Origin of the sequence: Paenibacillus violae, from assembly GCF_032461945.1 — a bacterium.
GTDB classification, from domain to species: Bacteria; Bacillota; Bacilli; order Paenibacillales; family NBRC-103111; genus Paenibacillus_E; species Paenibacillus_E violae.
In genome coordinates, this window is record NZ_JAWCUD010000003.1 from 63,064 (window position 1) to 84,990 (window position 21,927).

Genomic DNA, 21,927 nt, shown 5'->3' on the forward strand with positions numbered 1-21,927 from the left:
TCACTCGCCTGTCAATGGGATAGTTAGTTGCACCGTGGTGGAGACATAAGGCTCGCTGCTCAGACGAATATCTGCTTTATTTCCGTAGTAAAGCCTTAGTCGCCCATACACATTGCGAAGCGCATAGCTTTTCTTCGACGGCTGTTCACTCCGCATATCCGCATCGACGGATAGGGCGTCCATGCCTGCACCGTTGTCCTCCACCAGTAGAATGAGATGAGACTCAGATTTGGAGATGGATATCCGAATGTTCCCCATCCCTTCCATACTTTGAAAGCCATGCAAGATGGAGTTTTCTACCAAGGGTTGCAAAATAATTTTCAAAACGGGAACATCCCGCAATGACGGGTCCTTTAGCTCAATGGCATACTCGAACAAGTCCTCGTAACATTTTTGCTGAAGCATTAAATATTGCCTTACGTGATCCATCTCTTTCGTTAAAGTAGTCATCTCATTCCCGCCATTCAAGCCAAACTGGAACAAGAGGGACAGCGACGTAATCATCTCCGTGACATCCCGGTTTTGAGACGTTTCCGACTTCCAAATGATCGTATTCAATGTGTTATACAAAAAGTGCGGATCAATTTGCGCCTGAAGCGCTTTAACCTCCATCTTGCGTTTCTCATATTCGGCTTCCTTGACATCCTCAATGAGGGAAGAAATTTCCTCCAGCATTCGGTTAAACTTCAGCCCAACCTGCGTCACTTCATCTTCATATTTACTGGTGAAACGCACATCGAGCTGATTTTGTTCCACTTTCTTCATTAAACCTTGCAGTTTGTGGAGCGGCTTCAGGAGAAAGCTTGAGATGACATTCGATAACACGAAAGCCAATATCGCGCAGCATAACATGATCCAAAAGGTGATTGTTTTGATGCGATTCACTTGATGAAGCAAATCCGACTGCGTCTGTATGCTGACCATCGTCCAACTGTCCGCCAGTGTCAGCCTCGCATAATTAACTAAATACTTGTTACCAGCGATGTCATGTTTGAAAAACCCACGATCTTGGTTCTTTAGCTGATCCAGAAAAGAAGGGTCATCTTGAAAAGGTGGCGCTTGGCTGCTTAACGGCAGTACCGTTTCGCCTTTGTTTGATATCAGGTAATAGTTTTTAGACTGATCCAACAAACCATCCGTAACAACTCTGCTTATTGCATCCTCCTTGACGTTAACGACGACATATACATCACGAACGTCCGCTTCGGTAACAGGCTTCATGATCAACGAAATTACCCTCGACTTTCCTGAAAAAAGCGGATCCTCATGATCTTCCAACCACACGACACGTTCGGTTGTGTTCAAATATTGTGAAAATAACGTATCTTTGAAACGAATCTGTCCGTTGCGAAGATCGTTCGTGGCGTACATCTCGCCAACAGGCGTGTAAATCAAAACGGACTGAATCGAAGGCTCTATAAGTTTCATTTGCCCTAGAGGCGTTTGTAAAGAAGATAACCGCGTATAATAGGAAGCTGAATGATTCGTAACAACATCTTCCATAGCGTTCTTGAAGGGGTCGCTGAGCATCATGGAAGAAGTCGTAACAATGATGTGTCTAAGCTTCTCGTCAAACACGCGTGCTGTTTTATTGAGTGTATTCTGACTGGAAATAAAGGCTTCACTTTCTGTTGATCGAAAAGCAATCCAATACGACATCATCCCTGTGATGGAGATGGAGACAACCGTCAGCATCAGAACCAAGATCCATAACCTCCGGCGGAGCGAAAGCCGATAATACCATTTGTTCAAGCTGTATCCCCCTTCTCCGCACAATAATAAGGAAGAGACGCGCTGCTTTAGGCCGCGCGCCCCTTACCTATTGTAACCATTAAACTTTGCGCCTATTTGGCAAGACTACCCTGCAGTTTGCCCGGATCAAAATCCGGATCCGCCTTCATCTTCGTTTCTCCCGCGGCACGCGCTTTGTCCAATGCCGCATTATAGCGAGTGTTCAAATCGCTCAGAAGCTTGTCCAAATCTCCGCCTTCAAGCATGTATTTAATGATGACGTTCCCTAATTTTGTTCCTTCCACCTTGGTTTCTGCTACGCTAGTCGGAGTCGTTGCATATAATGCGTCGAACTTCGTAGGCAAGAAACCTTCAATACCTGGCATAGCCGGCTTTTTCGCAGTGGCATTCACATCCGGTACAATCGAGATTCCAAGACCTTTTTCGTGGTATTCCTTTTGGAAGTCCAGATTATAGATGTACTCCATGAATTTCCATGCTTTATCTTTGTTTGGAGTGTCTTTGTTGATTCCAATATAATTCCCCGTATTGGCAACGGCTACAGTTCCTTGCTGTTTCCCGTCAATCGTTGGGGGCAGCGCCGCGCTCCAGTTAATTTGGGTCGGGAATTGGCTTTGATATACGGCAGGTTCACCCGAGTGGTTAAAATACATGCCGATTTTTCCTGCCGCGAATTGGGCACGTAGCGGATCAATATCAAGCGATTCAACACCAGGCAGCATACTGCCGTCTTGCTTCATTTGGCGAAGCGCCTCAACAATAGGCTTATAAGCAGCAAAATCGTACTGACCTGTTTTGTAATTATAGCCGTCCAACACAGACGTTCCGCTGAAGGATCCGATAGGGTTGGCAATCCGTGAGAAGGCAGAACTTGGGTTTTTGAAGTTTTCCGCAAAACCGTAAGCTCCGATATCTTTGCCGGCTTCCGTAATTTTCTTAGCATCTTCCACCATTTCCTGAATGGTTTTTGGCGGTTCCGTAATGCCGGCTTTTTTGAATAGATCTACGTTATAGATTAATCTCCAATATTGCCCTGTGTTCGGAAGCGAATAAATTTTTCCATCGACCATATTGCTACCTTCAACAAGTAGATTATTATATCGTTTCTTCATATCGTCTGTCATCATATCGTTCAGGGGCAATAGGTAACCTTTCTTCACAAAGCCGGGAAAATCGTTGGTCCGAAAAATATCAGGTGCTTGTTTGCTTGCAAAAGCAATATCGACAGACTGGTTAAAGTTATCCGCCATCACCGTCATCTCAACTTCAATGTTGTCCTTGTTGGTTTCATTGAACTTTTTGATAACTTCCTTCATATAGTCAGCATCATGACGGTCAATCGTCCAGTAGGCAAGTTTCGTCTTCTGCCCGCTTGCTCCAGGTGCGCTACTTGCGCCGGCACTGTTATTCGTAGGCTGACCGGTTTGTCCACCGCATGCTGCAAGTGAAGCTACCAGTGTAACGCCAAGCAACGTGCTCATTACTACTTTTTTACTCATGTTGTTAACCCTCCCGTTTCTCTCTTACAAATGTCTGAACCATGCCTCATGTAACTGTTTTCATAATAACGCTATATCCGTTTTGACCGTGAAGGACAAATCAACTTTCCAGGTGGGGGAAAATAACTCTTTTGTATGTTCCTGTAACCCTTATCCTTTTACACTTCCTGCCGTCACCTGAATAAATGACTTATTTGCCAATATATATACGACCAAAATAGGTAGGAAAGATAAACAGGCACCAGCCATCATCAGATGTGCCTCGGCTGCGGCGCCAATGCCGTAGCGTAAATTAGCAAGCCCAACCGTCAGTGTTTGCAGTTTCGGATTCGTCATCGTGAAGACCAACGGCAAGATATATTCATTCCAAGCGCCGCGGAACGTGAACAAGGCAGTAACGCCTAGTGCAGGGCTCAAGAGCGGGAGAATAATTCGCCAATACACGGTAAAGAAATTGCAGCCGTCGATGTAAGCCGCTTCATCCAAATCCTTCGGAATGGCCTTAAAGAAGCCGATCAACATGAAGTAAATCACCGCATGGGAACTGATCAGAATGATAATGACGCCCCAAAGGGATTTGTTTAAACCAAGTTTAACCATGAGATTGAACTGCGGCATCAAGACGACGGCGCCAATGGAGATAAACATCGTGCTCGCTTGCAGAGCTACGTACAGCTTTTTGCCTGGGAACCTCGTTCTATCCACGGCATAAGCGGACATGGTTGCAACGAGCAGCGTGCCAATCGTCACAATTACGCTGATAAAAAGGCTATTCCACGTAAACTGAGCGAAATTGGCCTGTTTCCAGGCTGTAGCATAGTTGGAGAACTTCCAGACGGTCGGCAATAAGGTGGCACCGGTCGTCAATTCAGCATTCGTTTTTACAGAGCCCAACATCGCCATAATAATAGGGAATATCGTGAAAAAAGCAACTGCGATCAAAAAAATCCATTTGATACTGTGCCAGATAATGCGGCCGCCGAGGTAACCGCCAGATTTCGTGCTAGTAGTCATTGTATACCCTCCCATGTTAATCCTGATTCAATCGTTTGGACATCGCGAAATAAACAATGGTAATCAACCCGACGATCAGGGCTGTTACGAAACCGGCGGCGCTGCCGTAGCCAATTTGTTGGACGGTCGGAGAAACAGCCGAGACTGGGAAAAATAGCTTGTACACATATAGATACATGACATCGGTTTTGCCGAAAGGTCCTCCCTCGGTCATGACCATAATGCTTTCATACCCTTTCAAGGAGTTGATAATGGCAAGCATAACGATCATCTGCAAGACAGGTCCGAGCATCGGAATGGTAATGTACCAAAACTTTTGAACCACATTTGCTCCATCGATGGAAGCACTTTCGTATAAATCATCTGGAATCCCTTGCAATCCGGCAATGAAAAGGAGCATATAGTTACCGATCGCCCCCCATATGGCCATAATAATAACCGTGATCATGGCATAATCCGGGCCCAGCCAATCAATCGCTTTGGAGATCAGGCCATATTTTAGCAAAAATTGATTGAGCAGTCCGTTATACGAATTAAAAATGGTGAAAAATACGATCGCCATGACGGATGTGCTTATAATCGTCGGCATAAAATACACGGCACGCAAGAGTACCTTCCCTTTGATCCCCCGATTTAAAATAACGGCAAGGATCAGCGAAAGCGGCAGCACGATAATCAGCTTGCCACCCGCATAGATCATAGTGTTATATACCGAATGCCAATATTCCGTATCGCGCAGCAATCTTGTAAAATTATCGATACCGATAAATTTCTCTTCTCCATATCCCTGATAATCGTAAAACATATAGCGAAACGCCCATATCAGCGGATAGATGCCTAACGCCAAAGTTAAAAAAAGACTTGGAAAAATAAAAACATAGGAATTGAAAAGGGAGTTCCTTTTGCGCATATGTGATCTACTCCTTAGACTTAATTAGTAGATTAAGCATATTACAACCGCGCAGAAAGGCGGGAGTGGTAATCCAACTATGTCCGTGCGACAAATCAACTGTCTTCCTCTTAAGGGGAGGGAATTGGGAATCGCTCAGCAGATACGCAGTGGATGCACGGCAAACGCAAATAGACCGCGAAAAATTCGCGGCCTCGTTTACATGAAAGCTAATTAAAATGGATTATAAAGGTCTTGATCTCATAAGGCTTCATTTGAACGCTTATTCGAGCGTCATGCTGCTGCTCGCCTTCCAGGCGTTCGAGCAGATTACATTCCTGCCAAGACGCTATCCGTGCATCGCTCGTTATGTCCACTTGTCCGCTAATTCCTGCGAACTCGTGTACACGAAGAATGACTCCATTTTGGTCCTCAGCTCGTTTGACTGCATCAATCATGACATGATCGCAGGAAAGCTGGAACAGGCTGAACGAGGCTTGATCGGGCGCACCGGAGGCAGATGTCAAAGGATTGTTAAGTGACCATGCGGAATGCATCGTTTTACCTTCATACCAATCGCCGGCATGCGGAAGCAGTGAATACGTGAAGTGATGCTCACCAATGTCAGCTGTAGGGTCCGGAACCTTTGCGGACTTAATCAGCGTGAGTCTCATGACATGATCTTTGATATCATAGCCGTATTTGCAATCATTCAAGAGGCTGACGCCATATCCCCGTTCGGACAAATCAGCCCACTGATGGCCAACCGTCTCGAACCGTGCATAGTCCCAGCTTGTATTCCAATGCGTAGGCCGCTTTACATTGCCGAATTGAATGTCATAGGTCGCTTCCGTCGCCCGGATGCGCACAGGAAATGCTACCTTCAACAATTTTCGCTGCTCATTCCAATTAACATGCGTTTTGAAATCTATTCTGCGGCTATGCGCGTAGAGCACCATATCTTGTACAACGGTTGAATCCATGTAGGACCATTCGAATCGAACGATAGCAGCCAAAGCTCCGGTATCCGTCACTTCCAACCGAGTCACACAAGTTACTTCCTGTTTTTTCTCAGTATAAAAAATGTCAATATCCCACGCCTCGTGCCGACCTTTCGGCTTGTCTTCAAACACCTCAAATCGGTTGCCTCGCTGACCCTCAGCAATGATTTCCCGCTTCTCTATGCGATCATAGAGTCGTTCAATCTGACCCTGATCATCCCATTCAATTTCGTAAAAAGGAGTGATTAATCCCTGATCCAGCTTTTGGAATGGATTCTCTTTCACTTTTTGCATATACGTATCCGCTCTATCGGCCTGACGAATCACCGTGTAACCCATCGATGGAATGTTCTCCACCTTAACCCACATCTTCCCATCCGCCCTCTGCACTTCAAGCGGACGTTGATGAGCATCCAACCAGTCTTCTGCAGACTCTCCTTGGGGCAAGCATACGATATCCGTTTGCTCCCATGGCGAACTGTTGAACACCACCACTTCACGCCCCTGCTTGCCGTCTGTTAGATAGGAAACGGATTGATTCCACACCTTCTCGCCAATGGCATGAGCTTCACTGTATTCAATCCTGCTATCCTCGTAGACCTCTCGAATCGACGAACCCGGGATGATGTCATGGAACTGGTTGCGTAAAATAATCTTCCAACCTTCATATAAAAGGAGCGAGCTTTCACTAGTCCCTACATGTGCGGTGGCATTTAATATGCTGCTCATGACCTGCATCCATTCCGTTTCTCTATACAAGAGCTCCAGCTTTCGATTCATAAGCTTGTTATATGCTTGGCTTGTATAGGTGCCGCGATGCAGCTCCAAATACAATTCGCCGTCCCATGTGTGCACATAGGATTTTGAATTCGACACTTGTTGCTGCAGCTCGTTGAAATAAGTGTCCGCGCGTCCCGTCTTCACCTCGGGAATACCAGGTATTTGATCTAATCTGCGCCTCATCTCCAGCATTTCCCGGTTTACGCCGCCCCCGCCATCGCCGTATCCATAAGCCAGCAGTAAAGACGAATTGAGCGACTTATCACGGTAAGCGTCCCAAATCCCTTGTACCGAGGACGGCGTTACTTTTCCGTTGTACGTATAGTAGAAGGCTCCTTCGCTGGAGCCAGGATCAGGCGTAGTAATGAAATGAGTCAAAATTTCTGTGCCATCAATCCCCCTCCACATAAAAGTGTCATGAGGCATCCGATTGTATTGATTCCAACTGATTTTCGTCGTCATGAAAGATTCAATACCGGCCTTTCGCAAAATCTGCGGCAGCGCCCAGCTGTATCCAAATACATCAGGCAACCACAAATATTTGCAGGCAACACCAAATTCGTCACGGAAGAATTGGGTGCCATACAGAAGCTGCCGTACAAGCGACTCCCCGGAAGCCAAGTTGCAATCCGCCTCCAGCCACATCGCACCGCCTGCTTCCCAGCGCCCTTCCTGTACACGTTCCTTGATGCGTTCATAAATTTCCGGATAATCCGACTTGATGTATTCATACAGTTGCGGCTGTGTTTGCAAGAAAATGTACTCCGGGTACTGCTCCATTAATCGCAGCACCGTTGAAAAAGATCTCGCGGCTTTTTCCCGCGTATGTTTCAAACGCCAGAGCCATGCGACATCGATATGCGTATGCCCGATGCATTGAACCACAACCGAGTGCAGTTTGGGCACCGCTGACAACGCATTTTGAAGCTGCTCCTGCGCGCTCGCTACTGAACTGTAAAAAGCCTCGCTGCCTGGCCTTGACCAATCGAGCAGCAGAAAAGCTTGATCCAGCATAGACAGCAGCTGGTGCCGTTCCGGACGATTTTCATCCAGGATGCGAATCGTTTCCAACAAAGCTTTGGCTGTGTAGAACAGATCGTCGCATGCTTCATCCAGCCAGCACAATGCGGCCATCTCCAGCTTGCTCTCCATTTCAAGGTGGCTTTGATAGCCGCCTAGCCCGGACCACAAACGGAAGCGAAGCTGGATCGTGGAACCAATCAGTTCTTCCGAGAAAAATACTTCCTCATGATTCGAATCCACGCCCTGATACGGCTCCCCGTTCAAAAAAAGCAGCGATTCAAACCCGCTGTTCGTTCCTCCACCCGTTTGGCCTAAGTTAAATCGGCCGATGACCTTTTTTCCTTTCCACTCGGCCGGGATAACAGGGTCTGCAGCTAACCAGTAGTAGACATCGCGCCCTTTCCAGCGATCTCCATTTTGAATAGTCCCCCACTCGCCGTCTTCTGTCGGGTAAGCTCCAATCGCTCCTTCGGCATCGTGTTTCATTCGAAAAGTATCGATAACTCTAGCATCACGGTAGCGAAATGGTTCCAGTTCATGGATGCGTGCATGCAATTTCTCAACAGTCCAAAACATTGACATACTCCCTTCAAACCTGTGATCGTGTCACCGTTTTATATAAGTCTATATCCCTATGGGACGGATATGTCTATTTTAACGCTTTTTTAGGCGATTGGGTGATAGGTAATCTCATGATTCGTAGGGGGTAAAATCATTTTCTGTAAGAATAGCCGCTAACTGTGGATTCAACTTGGAAACTAGCAGGAATCCGGCTAAGATTCTTCCTTGGGGGAACTGGCGTCCGCTATCTCTGGGGAAACGCACAGTTTCAGAGGTAGAGGGGAACTACAGTCCGCTATTTTGCCAATTCGACGCGAACTGCGGCTCATGAAGGCCAAATAAGAGCCTGTAGTTCCCCTCAGAGAGGATACAGACCCATTTTTTCCATTATAGAGGACTCCAGTTCTCTCATTAGCAAAACTCTCGCTAAACCTTTTGAAATTTGCTGTTATGTAGCAACCTCATGCTGCATACCTTCACTAGCTTCTAAAAAGTCCGACTGCTCCACTTGATACAAATCATAGATTTGTTCATAAGGATTGATAGACGCGTAGACATGCGGGTTTAAATCATTGGCTAACTTGGCATACGGCAGTTTTTCAACGGCTTTTTTTGAGCGAATATTTTGTTTCCTGACTTTCAAAAATACCGTTTCAATCCTATGTTCAAGGAAGACCTCCGTAAAAAAGGATTCCTTCGCCCTTTGATTATAACCTTTGCCAAAATAAGGAGCTCCAATCCATGTCGCCAAAAAGCCCGCTTTACTCTCAATGTTATATAAATCAATTGTACCAATGGGATGACCGATCTCGTTAAGAATCGTTCTGGAAATACACGTCTGTTGCTCTTCTTCCACAATTAACTGCTTGGTGACGAATAAATATTCTTCATACGACTGGCATTTATAACGGACATAAGGAAAAACCTCAGGATCATTTAATAAATTATACAGAGAATGGCATTCTTGCAAGTTGCGTTTTCTGATCATTTTGTTCTACCACCTAGTCCCTATATTCAAACAATTTAAGTATATAAAAGGAGTTCGGGGATTATATAAATTCTGCATTTACTTTATGTAAATTTCAAAAGGCCATACAGTTGCAGCACAAAAACAACATAGCGTATTATTAATCATAGACAATCTACCCAATAGGCGGTGCATCATTTGAAAAAGTATATCATCGGCGGTATCGCCGGATTCCTCTTGGCTACGACACTTTCTGCGCATGCAGAAGAAGTTACTAGTTTAATAGGGAAAACGATTCAGGGGGCTTTCCCCTTCCAAATTGAAGGCAAAACATTGGCAACTCCGGCTATCGTTGTGGACGGTACTTCTTATTTGCCGGTACGTGCTCTTGGTGAAGCAACCGGATACGATGTTTCTTTCGATGCCGACCTCGGCATTTCGCTTAAGAAAAAAGAGGTACAGCCATCCCTCCCAACGCCAACGCCATCTCCGACGCCTTCCCCGTCCGCAACACCTGATCCGCAAGTGCCCGGCGACCTAAGCAGCGGCTACCAAGCAATTAAAACGGTGATTCTCAGTTTAGAGGATGAAAAGTCCCAAAAAAGCACGGGAGATTTTGGCCTCATCCAAGTGGACGGAGCGCGTTATGTCTCTCTTGCGACCTTAAGCAGCTTTTACACAATTAGCTGGGGCGAGCCCATGCTGCAGCTTAGCTATAATGGTCAGCTTGTCGGCTTATTTGCCACCAAGAGTCAATATTCCAAAGGAACGGGATCTTTTACCTATGACGGTACGGTCTACGTTAATCTTTCCTTGCTGAAGCTGAAAGGAACAGTTAACGGGGATACGCTTGTTTTGACGGACGATATTTAATTGTCTGTATAAAAGATGCACAAAAAAAGCCGGAGATGGCCTCCGGCTTTTTTTGTGCTTTATTTTGTTGTTTGGAATGATTTGATTGTATCCAACAATTGTTTTTGCAAGAACTCCGTTTGGATTGCCTTCGGATAAACGGCCGTAAACAGATAATAATTGCCGTCCTTTTGAAGGAGGCTCATTGTCGTTACAAGATCCTTTACCTCCCATTCTATCCACACCGCTTGAACACCGTCAACGGTTTCCGTTCGGTTGACGGTCTCTTTGACATCAGTGCCACCGTACTGAACGAGAGCATTTTCCTTAAACTGCTTTACAATTTCTTGGGTGGTTAAACCAGCTAACTCCGAATCAGCAGCTAGAAAAAGAAAATGCCCCATCCCAAACGTGTATTCCAGTATGCCATTTTTACTTTTAGCTGCATTCAGCTTCCAGTAATCAGGAATTGAAATTGTATAGTTATAATTCTTATTCTTCACTACACTCGTTTTCGAACGATCCAAGTTTTCCGAACTGTCTTTAATCGTCCCGATCGAACTGGAAGGTTTACCGATTTTAATCGATTGCAACGTGGATTGAATGAAGCTATCGGAAAGATCATCCTTATTACTGAAATCAATCACAATATAATATTTATAATTTCCTTTGATGAGATACACGTTCTCCGTCGAATCCCAGATGCGATTGTCAAATGTGTTCGACGTTCGGCTCACAAGTGCCTGATTCCCATCAACGACGATACTCCGTGCAGCTTCCGATTTGCTATATGCTGAAGCGTACAACTGCGTATAATTTTGAGCAGTACGATCAGACCATTTTTGCAGCGTATCGCTGTCCGACTTGGAAGTCACTCTATAGCCAATACTTCTTTTTTTCTTAGGATCAATGAACTGAATCATTTCGCTGTTGCTTCCGGATTTCGACCATTCGGCTGGAATCTTGATGGAAATCCCGTACGTTTCATCCGTGTACATACGTAATCCATCTTTGACTGTCGATAGATCTTTCAAGGTTTTAACACTTGTATCGAATGACATTTGAAAGCTGTTTAAAAGATCCTGATAAGCATTATGTTTCGTTATAACTTTATCCGTTTCTTCCTTTACAATCGTGAAAATAAGGATATATACTTTGTCGCCGCTTTGATAAGCGCGATACTCAAAGAGTTCACCATCATCCTTGGATTTAAGGAGCGCGTATGGATGTGCACCGCTTGAAACATACTTTTTCTCTAGCAGCGGTTCACCATCCGTTTGATCCACCAGCAAGTCCAGCAGAGCATCCTCCGACATATTCTCGGTCATATCGGACTTCACCGAAATGTTAATGTGGTACTCTCCATTTGCATCATTGAATGAAACATAGTCTTCCTTAAAGCTCTGATAACTCTTCACCAAACCTGTCGGATATTTCATCGACCAGCCATAATAGCTGTTGCCGATATGCGTCTTTCCTAGATCTGAATCAATGCCTCCTGCATCCGTGCCAGCTGCACGTGTGCTCGAGATCGCAATCGTTGAAGTTGCTTCATCAAACTTCACGCTGGCTCCGAACTTTTCCGAAATGAAGCGGAGAGGTACCATGGTCGTACCATTTTTCAGCTCGGGCGCAACTTCAATCTGTTCTTCTTTCCCGTTGACTGTGGCTGTCGTGCTGCCGATTTGTAACGAGATGGATGTGCCATTATAGGTGAGTCCTACCGTCTGTGTTTCAGATGCCCAGCTTAACGCTGCACCGAACGCCGATGTAATGACTCTCAGAGGAACAAGCGTCACGCCATTGTTCGCATAAGGGGTTTCAACGGTAATGGATTGATCGTTAATAGTAATATGATCTTCACCAAGCTTCAATTGAATCTGCACCGATTGATCTTTATCTTTCGTTTCTGTATCCGCAAAAGCGCTGAGCGGTTGAATCATTATGAGTATAAATGCTAGTAAAATCAGGTATGTAGTGCGTAATTTAATCATTTGTCACCTTCCGAGTTTATTGGGTTTGGGTAGCATCCAGCAAAGTAATATCTTTCTGGATAATGTCTCCGTTAGACTGCAGGGTCAAAGTAACCTTGTCTCCGGGTAAGTATTGTTTCAATAATTCATTTAGATCAACCAGTGTTTTCACATTTGAATTATTAACAGAGTACAGGACATCGCCTTCTTTAATGCCGGCAGCGGAAGCGGACGTATTTGGATCTACGCGCGAAACCTTAAGCGGCTCATCCGTAGGAAGGCCGACAACAGCCGCCCAGCTCTCCTCTACTTCCAGACCAAGGGCAGGACGTTTGACTTTGCCATATTTCAAAAACTGATTCAAAATATATTGAACGGTGTCTGAGGGTATAGCGAATCCAAGTCCATCGATACCTGCCGCAGATAACTTCAACGAATTAATACCGATAACCTCACCCTGCAAATTAACTAATGCGCCACCGCTATTGCCTGGATTAATAGCCGCATCAGTTTGGAGCAAACGATACGTTGAGTGCAGAGAGCGGTCTGTCCCGCTAATCACGCCATAGGTTACAGAGTTGCGAAGTGCAAAAGTAATCGGCGTACCGATCGCAACAACAAGTTCACCGACCTCAACAGTGCTGCTTTTGGCAAATGTGGCTGCCGGCAGGTCTTTGGCGTCAATTTGAACGACCGCCAAATCGCTTTCTTCATCCAAATGAATCGTTTTCCCCGCATATTGCTTACCGTCTGAGGTTACAACGATAATCTGCTTCATGTCTTCGACTACATGCGCATTGGTTACTATGAGCCCATCGGATTGAACAATAATTCCGGTGCCATGGGCCAAATTAAAACGGTTGTCCGACGACGCTTGACTCCCACTCATCGGCTTGCCAATAATTCCGACTATGGATGGAGATACCTTCTTGACTACCTCCGTTATACGAGATGTAGAAGTATAGCTAAAATCATTCGCTTCAGCCCGGTAATCTCCACTTCCCCCAAGCGTTTTGACAACGTCGGATGCCTTCACATAGACCTCACCGTCCAGCTCCTTCGTTTGCCAATGCGAAACACTGGTGGGTTGAGCTGCGAATACTTGGCCATTTCCTCCCAAAAGCGTGAGTGCTAGTAAAGTGTATATTACATAGCGAGTGTGCACTTTCAAATAAATCTCTCCTTAACTAGTTTATGGAAAATAGTTCCCTTTCTATTATACATAAATATGGAAAGTAGGATAGGTGGAAAATCTTTCTATCCATTTTTCTGGTGCAGCATGAAAAAAATACAGCTGGATCACCAGAGTAAGATTCACTCTGCGTGTTCCAGCTGTACCTTTTTATATGTTCCTATCTAGCTATCTGTCTAGGATTACTTGCCTTGCAAAATGTTTCCGACACGCTCGACGACGACAACCGCTTGCGCTCGTGTCGTTGCCTCATTCGGCGCCAAACTTCCGTCGCTTAAACCTTGTATAATTCCTTTGCTCACAGCTTCGCTCATCACAAAGCTCGGATCCATGACGGTATTTACTTTTTGCAAATCCGGAGTGATCACACGAAGGGCAACTGTTGCAATCTCCTGACGGGTAATCGGAAGATCCCAGCCTTGCTGCAGATCCCCCGCTTGCAGAATGCCCGCCTTTTGTACAGCGTCGACGTAAGGTTGATACCAGGCTCCGCCTGTACTTTCTGAAGCAATAGGCAGATGCATAGCCGTAACGGCAAGCTTCAGAAATTCACCTCTTGTAATGACACGATCAGGAAGAAAACTGCCGTCGCTATAGCCATTTACAATACCTTTTTCCGCTGCTTGAAGGATGTTTTCCTTCGCCCAGTGACCTTCCAGGTCATTAAACGAAGCGTTTAGCCCAGTAACAACCGCCGGCTGATTGCGATTGGCTAAGGAATTGCTGCCCAGTTGGCCTGTGTAATTGCCGCCCCATGTCCAAATGGTGCCATCCGTTCCTTTCACTACGCTATGAGTCCCGCCTGCTGCAGCGTCATCGGCTTTGGCAATCTCCTTGATTTGTACCGGTTTATTCTGATTGGACTTCGTACCATCGCCGATTTGTCCAAAAAGGTTTTGGCCCCAAGCCCAAACACTCCCGTCATTTGCAATCGCTAGACTGTGATAAGAGCCTGCATGTATGGACTTCATGGAAGGCAATGTCGTCACTTGAACTGGCTTTGATTGATTAACGGTTGTTCCGTTGCCTAACTGCCCGAAGGCATTGTAGCCCCAAGCCCAGACGGTGCCGTCATCCTTTAGAGCAAGCGCAAAGTTCTTGCCGGCCGATATCGCAATAACACCAGCTAGATCATAAATCTGTGCAGGCTGCTGCCTACTGGCAAGCGTCCCATCTCCTAGCTGTCCACTCGTGTTATCTCCCCATGCCCATATTTTACCGGTATTTTCAAGGGCTAAGTTAAAATTGGCGCCTGAAGCGATAGCAACAATGTTGGATAGTTGGATAATTTGATTCGACGCTGCCGTTGTATCATGGCCTAATTGCCCATAGGTATTGTCGCCAAAACTCCAAACCGAACCATTATTAAGCAAGGCCAAAGTATGATTACTTCCTGCTGTCGCGGCTACCACACCATTCAAGCCTCTTACTTGAACTGGCACCGTGCTTGGCGTCGTTGTTCCATCGCCCAATTGACCGAAGAAATTTTGCCCCCATGTCCATAGGGTCTCGTCCTGCTTAACGACAACCATGTGCGTATCACCGCCTTCAATGGCAGCAATCCCATCCAAACTCAAGGCTTTCGGAGCAATGGCGGAGGTATGCGTTCCGTCTCCCAATTGACCGAACGTATTACTGCCCCAACCGTACAGTTGATTATTTTTGATAATAAATGTGTTACTTTCGCTCGCCGTAAGGGGCTGATTTTTAGGTGCTTTTATGATAACCGTTCCTTCGCCGGGCTTAAGCACGGGAGGACTCAACCATTCGTTCACTTTTGTTTGAACCGGAGCGGCTTGGTTGTTCAGGGTATTGTCGCCAAGTTGGCTGTAACTGTTGTTCCCCCATGCCCAAAGCTTACCCTCTTTATCGATCGCAAAAGTGTCATTGGAGCCTACCCCTAAGCTGGCTGTCTCGGGCAGATCATTGACATGGTTGGGAAACGACTGGCTCCATGTTTTCCCATCAAATCCGGTTCCTACGCCTAATTGACCAGAGGTGTTATTCCCCCACGTATAAACGCTGCCATCATCTTTTAATGCCACTGCATGCGAACTTCCAGCCATGATTTGAGTCACATGATCCAACCCGGTAATAAGTACGGGGAACTTATGCGCATCCTGCGTATTCGTCGTAATAGCGCTATACATCGTGCTTGGGTCCGAATCGATCAGTCCCCAAGTTAACACGGTACCGTCATCTTTAAGAGCTAATGAGTAGTCGAATCCGGCAGCTATCTGAGTAATATGCCAGTTGGCGCTTGTAGCCATAATCGGCGTACTCAAACGGTTCTGATCAAAGCCATAACCAAGCTCGCCAAAGAAATTATCGCCCCAAGCCCATACAACGCCGTCTTGATCAAGCGCTAAAGTATGGTAAGCACCGCTCGCTATTGCTTTAACGGATGCGATGTTGCCGATGACTTGAACGGGTTTATTTTGGGTTGTATTCGTACCGTCTCCGAGTTGACCGTACGTATTATCTCCCCAGCTCCAAGCAGTACCATCGTCCTTGATGGCAACCGAGTGGAAATTACCGGCGGAAATTGCTGTAACATGAGTGAGATTAGCCACCTGGACAGGTGCAGACCGATCGATCGTAGATCCGTCGCCTAACTGGCCAAATGTGTTCTCCCCCCAAGACCACACGGTACCATCGGATTTGAGTGCCAAGGAGTGAGCCGAACCAACCGCAATTGCCGTGATACCCGATAATCCGCTGATTGGTGTCGCTTGATTACGATTGCTCAGTCCTCCCCCCAACTTACCGCGAAGGTTATTTCCCCATGTCCAAACGGTGCCGTCTTTCTTCAAAACTACCGTAAAACCTTTCCCGCCCCGAATTTGCTGAATCGAGGCAGAGTTTATGTCTGCTGTGGCGGCACTAGGGCTGTTAGTTTCCCCAAAAACTTTCCCGGGAAATACCGAGAAAGCTGTAAAGGAACTAAAAAGCAGAAAACCTAGCAGCCAGAAAGTAACGTTACGTTTCACTGTTTTCATGTTCCTTCTCCTTAAAGCTTTCCATCAAGAAAGCTATCTTCGTAGATCTCTATCACTAAGCAATCGTCCCTGGCTCCTGGGTAATGGTTGGTTTGCGTTTAAATCTTTTTGTAATGCCATTTTTCCAACCATCCAGCAATGTGTAAACAACAGGAACCAATACAAGTGTGACTAAAGTGGATAAAGTCAAACCAAAAGCTACAACGGTTGCCATGGAAGCTTGTGTCTCCGCGCCTTCCCCGAAGCCGATAACAAGGGGCAGCATCGCAAGAACAGTTGTCGCCGTAGTCATTAGAATCGGCCGCAACCGCACTTTACCCGCTTCAATTAAAGCATCGAACAGCGGCATCCCTTTGGCACGCAATTGGTTTGTATAATCGATTAATACGATGGCATTATTAACGACAATCCCTATTAGCATGATCATTCCAATGATAGAGTTCATATTAATCGTTCGATGTGTGACGAGAAGTCCCAGTATGCCGCCAATAAACGTTGGCGGTAAGGAGAACATGATGATAAATGGACCATATAACGATTCAAATTGGCTAGCCATAACCATGTACACCAAAGCAACGGATAGAATAAGAACTAAGTATAAGCTTTTAAAAGAATCATTCTGACTTGTCTGCTGGCCGCCCATTTTAACTTGGTAACCGTCAGGTGGTTGAATCGCATCAATTTTCGCTTTGACGAGCGCCGATACCTCTCCGACAGAAGCGCCAAATACGGAAGCTTGCACCGACGCCACACGGTTCTGATCTTGTCTGCGAATTTGGGCTGGCCCTGTACCTGGTTCAACTTTGGCAATGAGACTAACAGGGACAATCGTACCGCTTGCCGTATTGATCGTCACATTGTTGAAATTCTCCAACTTATTCGTGAATTCATTCGGATACTTCACTAGAACGGAAATTTGCGAGCTAGCGGTTTTAAACTGTGTAGCCACACTTCCTTGATAAGCTGTACGCAATGCGGTCATCACGTCTCTTAACGAAACGCCGTAATGCGCCGCTGCATCACGATCGATAGTTAAATTAAACTGTGGGATTGAACGATCTAACGTATTTTGCACATTGCGCGTGCCATCTACGGAAGTGATTTCCTGTGCGACGAGGTCACCCAGCTTTTGCAAGACGGCTAAATCCGGTCCGGATAAATCAACTTGAATGTCACCGCCGCCAAAGTTACCCCCACCGCCAAGCCCTGGCAGACGTACCCCTGATGGAACACTTACACCAATTTGTGCACCTGCAAAGCCAGTAGTGAGCGTCCGGATTTGTTCAGCGACTTGATCGGTCGTTTTCTTTCTTTCACTGAGCGGTTTTAATCGGATCTGAATGCTTCCCGTATTCGTTGACGCTGATTGAAAGGCTCCGCCACCGGCAGATCCGACAGAGGTAAAAACGGTATCAATTTCCGGCACGTCCTTCAATCTCGTCTCCAGCGTAGTAGCTACTTGATTCGTCACAGCGAAATCTGTCCCTTGCGGCAGATTAATATTTAGATTCACTTGCCCTTGATCTGTTTTTGGCGTTAATTCACTACCCACAAAACGAACCGAGTACACGCTCGCAGCGAATAACAGAACTGTAATGGAGATAATCACCCAACGATGAAGCATCGACCACCGCAGCAGCCTTCCGTACACCCTCGTGAGCATCTCCATGGCTCTGCCGAACCAAACGAAAGGATTTAAGCTTCTACCGGTTGGCAGCTCTTCATCGACTTTGCGACGCAAAATTTTCGCAGCTAGCATTGGCACCAGCGTTACAGCAGCAAACCATGCGGCTATATGAGAGAAACAAACAACCAGCGCCATCGGCCAGAAAAATTGTTTAACCAAGCCACTAATGAAAGCCGTCGGCGCAAAAACCGCAATTTGGGCCAATGCTGAAGCCATAACCGCTGTGCCTACCTCAGCTGTTCCCACTTTGGCGGCTTCCTCAGGAGACAAGCCTTCATGGCGTTTACGGAAAATACTTTCCAAGACAACGACCGCGAAGTCTACGAGTGAACCAAGACCAAGCGCCAAGCCTCCGAGCGTGATGGTGTTAATCGTCTGATGACCGAAATACATCATACTGAATGTGCTTATGATTGAAATCGGGATAACGACACCGATAATGAGTGTCGCCCTTACACTTCGCAAGAAGAACAACAAGATGATGACCGAGAACACGCCTCCAAGCAGCGTATGCTCAACAACGGTACGCAAGGAATCGCGAATAAACTTGGCAGAATCATTCAATACCGCGATATGCATGCCTTCCGGAAGCTTGGATTGAATCTCTTGAAGCGAGTTCTGAATGTTGGTGGACACGGAAACCGTGTTGCCATCCGATTGCTTAAGAACAGAGAGGGAAACGCTGACTTCTCCGTCTTTGCGCGCTTCAAGCGTAACATCTTGATAAGTGTCAATAATGGTACCAAGTTCGCTTAGCGCGATCGTTTGTCCACGTCCTAGCTGAACCTGTACTTTTCCGATATCAGCCGTTGACTTAAATTCTCCATCAATATGCAAAGGCACCAGCTGACTGCCTTTATTCACAAGTCCGGCGTCAGTGGAAGAGTTATCATTACCGAGAGCGGAAACCAACGTACTGAAAGAGATATTGTATTGCTGTAATCGACTTGGTTCGACAAGAATTTGTATTTGTCTGACACGTCCGCCGGTAACCCCAACCGATGCAACGCCATCGGATCGCTGAACATCAGGACTCACAATATTGTCAGCAATGTCGCGCAGTGTGACCAGATCTGTTTTACCATACAAGGCTAACGTCATAATCGGCGTACTGTTCGGATCAACACGTGAAACGACGGGGGCATCCGCATCCGTAGGAAGCTGCCTTCGGACACGATCCAATTTATCCCTCATGGTCAGGGTTGCCTGATCAATATTCGTTCCGTAATTAAATTGCAGGGTAACGTTACTTGATCCCGTACGAGAGCTGGAGGATATACTCGTGACTCCTGTGACGGTAGCCATCGCATTCTCAATCGGCTTCGTAATTTGTTGCTCGATCTGTCCTGGTGATGCGCCGCTCCAAGAAACCGATACCGTTGCCGATGGAATTTCCAGGTTCGGGTACAGATCCACGGGGAGAAGCGGAATTGCGATCGAACCTACGATCACGAGTGAAATCATGATCATCAAGATGGTGACAGGACGATGAACGGAGAAATTAGCTAATTTCACTGTCCAGCCCCCGCTTTCGGAGCTGCTGCATCAGCGCCGTTGCCGGTTGGCTTAGCCCCTGATGGGTCAGCTCCCTTACCTGGGGTACCTTGTCCGTTTTGCCCTTGGCCCCCGCTTCGGCCTTGGCCTTGACCTTGACCGCCTTGACCACCTTGGCCGCCAGTTCTATTTTGGCCTTGACCTTGTCCCTGGCCTTGACCACCTTGCCCTTGGGCTCCGCTTTTGCCTTGACCTTGACCGGCTTGCCCCTGGCCTTTGCCTGCTCCATTTTCTTGTCCTGGTTGATTAATCTGAACCGGAACGTTATCGGAAAGCAGCTCTTGTCCTTTAACGACAAGCTCATCTCCAACTTTCAGCCCGCTAGTAATTTCGAAGGACGAACTGGTCATTACGCCTACTTTTACAAGCACCTTCGACGCTTTCCCGTCTTTCACAATGTATACCGCATTACCGCTTGGTTGGCTGAGCACGGCGTCTGCAGGGACAACAATGGATTGTTTACCTTCGCTTTTGAGTGACGATTCCGCAAACATCCCAGGCAATACTTCATGGTTATCATCTTTAATTTTGATGTCGACCAAGAAAGATTTGGACGTAGCATCCATGGTTGGATGAATCGTATACACGGTTCCATCAAACGTTTTATTCAACGTAGGAATTTTAACCGACATAGGTGAGCCGGACTTGATTTTGCCAATAGATGCCTCAGATACGTTTACGGTTGCTAACAATGGATCTACCGTAGAAATCGACATGACGGCAGATTGCCCTGCATTCTGTCCTACTGGAACCAGAATCGCGCTTACGATCCCTGCAACGGGGCTCGTCAATACACCATCTTGAAGCTGTTCGCTTAAAATGCTCAACCTAGTTTGAGCTTGTTGCAGCTGAGCAGCACTTACCTCCAAGGAATCCGTAGACTGGGCAGATTTCAGCTGCTGTTTAGATTGTTCGAGCGCAGCCTCCGCACTGTTTTTGGAAATATCCTGCGACGATTGTGTTTGTGCCAGCTGAGTACGGCTGAGATCAAGCTGAGCTGCAGCTGTCGCTTGTGTATTAGCAAGTGATAATAGCGCTGAATTTAAGGACTCCTGCGCAACTTGCACCGCTTGCGAGCTTTGTGCCGTCAACAGCGCATTTTGTAAGCTCGTCAACGATTGCTGCGCCGACTGTGTATCTTTATATTGCGCCTGCTGCGCCTGCTGCAGGGCAAGCTGTGTCGTTTGCAGCTTAGCGAATGCACTGTCTACGTCCTTACCGGACTGAAGAGCTGCATTGTAAGCAGCAACAGCTTGCTGCACGCTTAATTGAGAAGTATCTATATTATTATTTTGTGTTGTTAATAAGCTGTCTAATTGTGAATTCAAGTTCGTCTGTGCGACAGTTACTGCGGTAGCGGCATCAGCTTGTGCTTTACTGAATCCTACCTGTGCAGTAGAAACCCCTTGTTTTGCGGTTTCAATCGAATTTTGCTGAGTCGTAATCGCATTATTTAATTGCGTTTGCGCCAGCGCTACAGCATTTTTCTGATCATTAATGGTTTTCTCGTAAGCGGCTTGCTGAACGGCCAGCGTTTTCTGAGCTAAAGCCAGACTGTTGGCCTGATCATTCACCACTTTGTTGTACTGCACCTGACTCAAAGCATAGTCGCTTTTACTCTGCTCAACAGATTGCTGAAGCGTGGTGGTATCAATGTGCGCTAAAGCCTGTCCGACCGTCACTTTATCCCCGATATTCACATCAAGAGATGTAATGCGGCCATTCACTTTGGAAGAAAGATTCGTAGTGAAAGCCGGCGTGATCGAGCCTGTAAAGACTTGTCCGCCACCGATGTCCGACAATTTAACAACTTGTGTTTCTACGGTCATCTGACGTGTTCCCGTTCGTCCGTTTGCCCCTGGTTTAGCGGTGCTTGCTGGCGTGCTGCAACCCGCTATGGTGACGGTTATCGCGGTAACGACTGCGATGATTGTGGTACTCTTGAGTGAACTGTACTTCCTCATGGGATGGAAACCTCCGTCTGATTCTTTTCATTTGGGCAAATACTCTCTTTCACCATATTTGACATTGATGATAGAAGTGTGATTAAAATGTGAAGAATATGTAAAAACAAGGAAAAACACGCGATTCCCGTAGGATAATAGGCCTGAAAAAACGAAAAAACCACCCAATATGGGCAGTTCCCCGAAAATCATTCGACTCGTTTCGACTATTTTCGCAATA

General features: G+C 46.4%; 12 protein-coding genes. 1 reads left to right on the forward strand and 11 read right to left on the reverse strand.

Annotated features, from left to right (window positions below; genetic code table 11):
* From RQP52_RS11665 to RQP52_RS11690, 6 genes are all read right to left on the reverse strand, one after another.
* Positions 1–1,752 carry a sensor histidine kinase gene (locus RQP52_RS11665; RefSeq protein WP_315951611.1) on the reverse strand — a complete coding sequence of 584 codons (1,752 nt, stop codon included), beginning with the start codon at positions 1,750–1,752 and terminating at the stop codon, positions 1–3.
* Positions 1,753–1,844: 92 nt separating this feature from the next.
* Positions 1,845–3,251 carry an ABC transporter substrate-binding protein gene (locus RQP52_RS11670; RefSeq protein ID WP_315951612.1) on the reverse strand — a complete coding sequence of 469 codons (1,407 nt, stop codon included), beginning with the start codon at positions 3,249–3,251 and terminating at the stop codon, positions 1,845–1,847.
* A 150-nt stretch (positions 3,252–3,401) separates the two neighbouring features.
* Positions 3,402–4,265 (reverse strand): carbohydrate ABC transporter permease, encoded by an 864-nt coding sequence (locus RQP52_RS11675; RefSeq protein ID WP_315951614.1) that lies wholly within the window; start codon positions 4,263–4,265, stop codon positions 3,402–3,404.
* 16 nt (positions 4,266–4,281) lie between these two features.
* The gene (locus RQP52_RS11680; RefSeq protein WP_315951615.1) at positions 4,282–5,175 is read right to left on the reverse strand and encodes a carbohydrate ABC transporter permease; all 894 of its coding nucleotides are present in this window, start codon (positions 5,173–5,175) and stop codon (positions 4,282–4,284) included.
* A gap of 209 nt (positions 5,176–5,384) precedes the next feature.
* Complete coding sequence (locus RQP52_RS11685) at positions 5,385–8,534, reverse strand: alpha-mannosidase (RefSeq protein WP_315951616.1); 3,150 nt, start codon at positions 8,532–8,534, stop codon at positions 5,385–5,387.
* A 433-nt stretch (positions 8,535–8,967) separates the two neighbouring features.
* Positions 8,968–9,507 carry a GNAT family N-acetyltransferase gene (locus RQP52_RS11690; protein ID WP_315951618.1) on the reverse strand — a complete coding sequence of 180 codons (540 nt, stop codon included), beginning with the start codon at positions 9,505–9,507 and terminating at the stop codon, positions 8,968–8,970.
* 177 nt (positions 9,508–9,684) lie between these two features.
* On the opposite strand from RQP52_RS11690, the gene RQP52_RS11695 reads away from it, so the two are divergent.
* Positions 9,685–10,359, forward strand: a complete 675-nt coding sequence (locus tag RQP52_RS11695; RefSeq protein WP_315951619.1) for a hypothetical protein — start codon at positions 9,685–9,687, stop codon at positions 10,357–10,359.
* A gap of 59 nt (positions 10,360–10,418) precedes the next feature.
* Here RQP52_RS11695 and RQP52_RS11700 read toward each other — a convergent pair whose 3' ends face one another.
* From RQP52_RS11700 to RQP52_RS11720, 5 genes are all read right to left on the reverse strand, one after another.
* Positions 10,419–12,332 carry a copper amine oxidase N-terminal domain-containing protein gene (locus RQP52_RS11700; RefSeq protein WP_315951620.1) on the reverse strand — a complete coding sequence of 638 codons (1,914 nt, stop codon included), beginning with the start codon at positions 12,330–12,332 and terminating at the stop codon, positions 10,419–10,421.
* Positions 12,333–12,348: 16 nt separating this feature from the next.
* Positions 12,349–13,482, reverse strand: coding sequence for a S1C family serine protease (locus RQP52_RS11705; protein WP_379172419.1), 1,134 nt, complete (start codon positions 13,480–13,482; stop codon positions 12,349–12,351).
* Positions 13,483–13,685: 203 nt separating this feature from the next.
* Positions 13,686–16,502 carry an RCC1 domain-containing protein gene (locus RQP52_RS11710; protein ID WP_315951622.1) on the reverse strand — a complete coding sequence of 939 codons (2,817 nt, stop codon included), beginning with the start codon at positions 16,500–16,502 and terminating at the stop codon, positions 13,686–13,688.
* Positions 16,503–16,557: 55 nt separating this feature from the next.
* Positions 16,558–19,704, reverse strand: coding sequence for an efflux RND transporter permease subunit (locus RQP52_RS11715; protein ID WP_315951624.1), 3,147 nt, complete (start codon positions 19,702–19,704; stop codon positions 16,558–16,560).
* Complete coding sequence (locus RQP52_RS11720; RefSeq protein WP_315951625.1) at positions 19,701–21,707, reverse strand: efflux RND transporter periplasmic adaptor subunit; 2,007 nt, start codon at positions 21,705–21,707, stop codon at positions 19,701–19,703. The genes RQP52_RS11715 and RQP52_RS11720 overlap by 4 nt, the downstream gene beginning before the upstream one ends.
* Between the last annotated feature and the right edge of the window lie 220 nt (positions 21,708–21,927).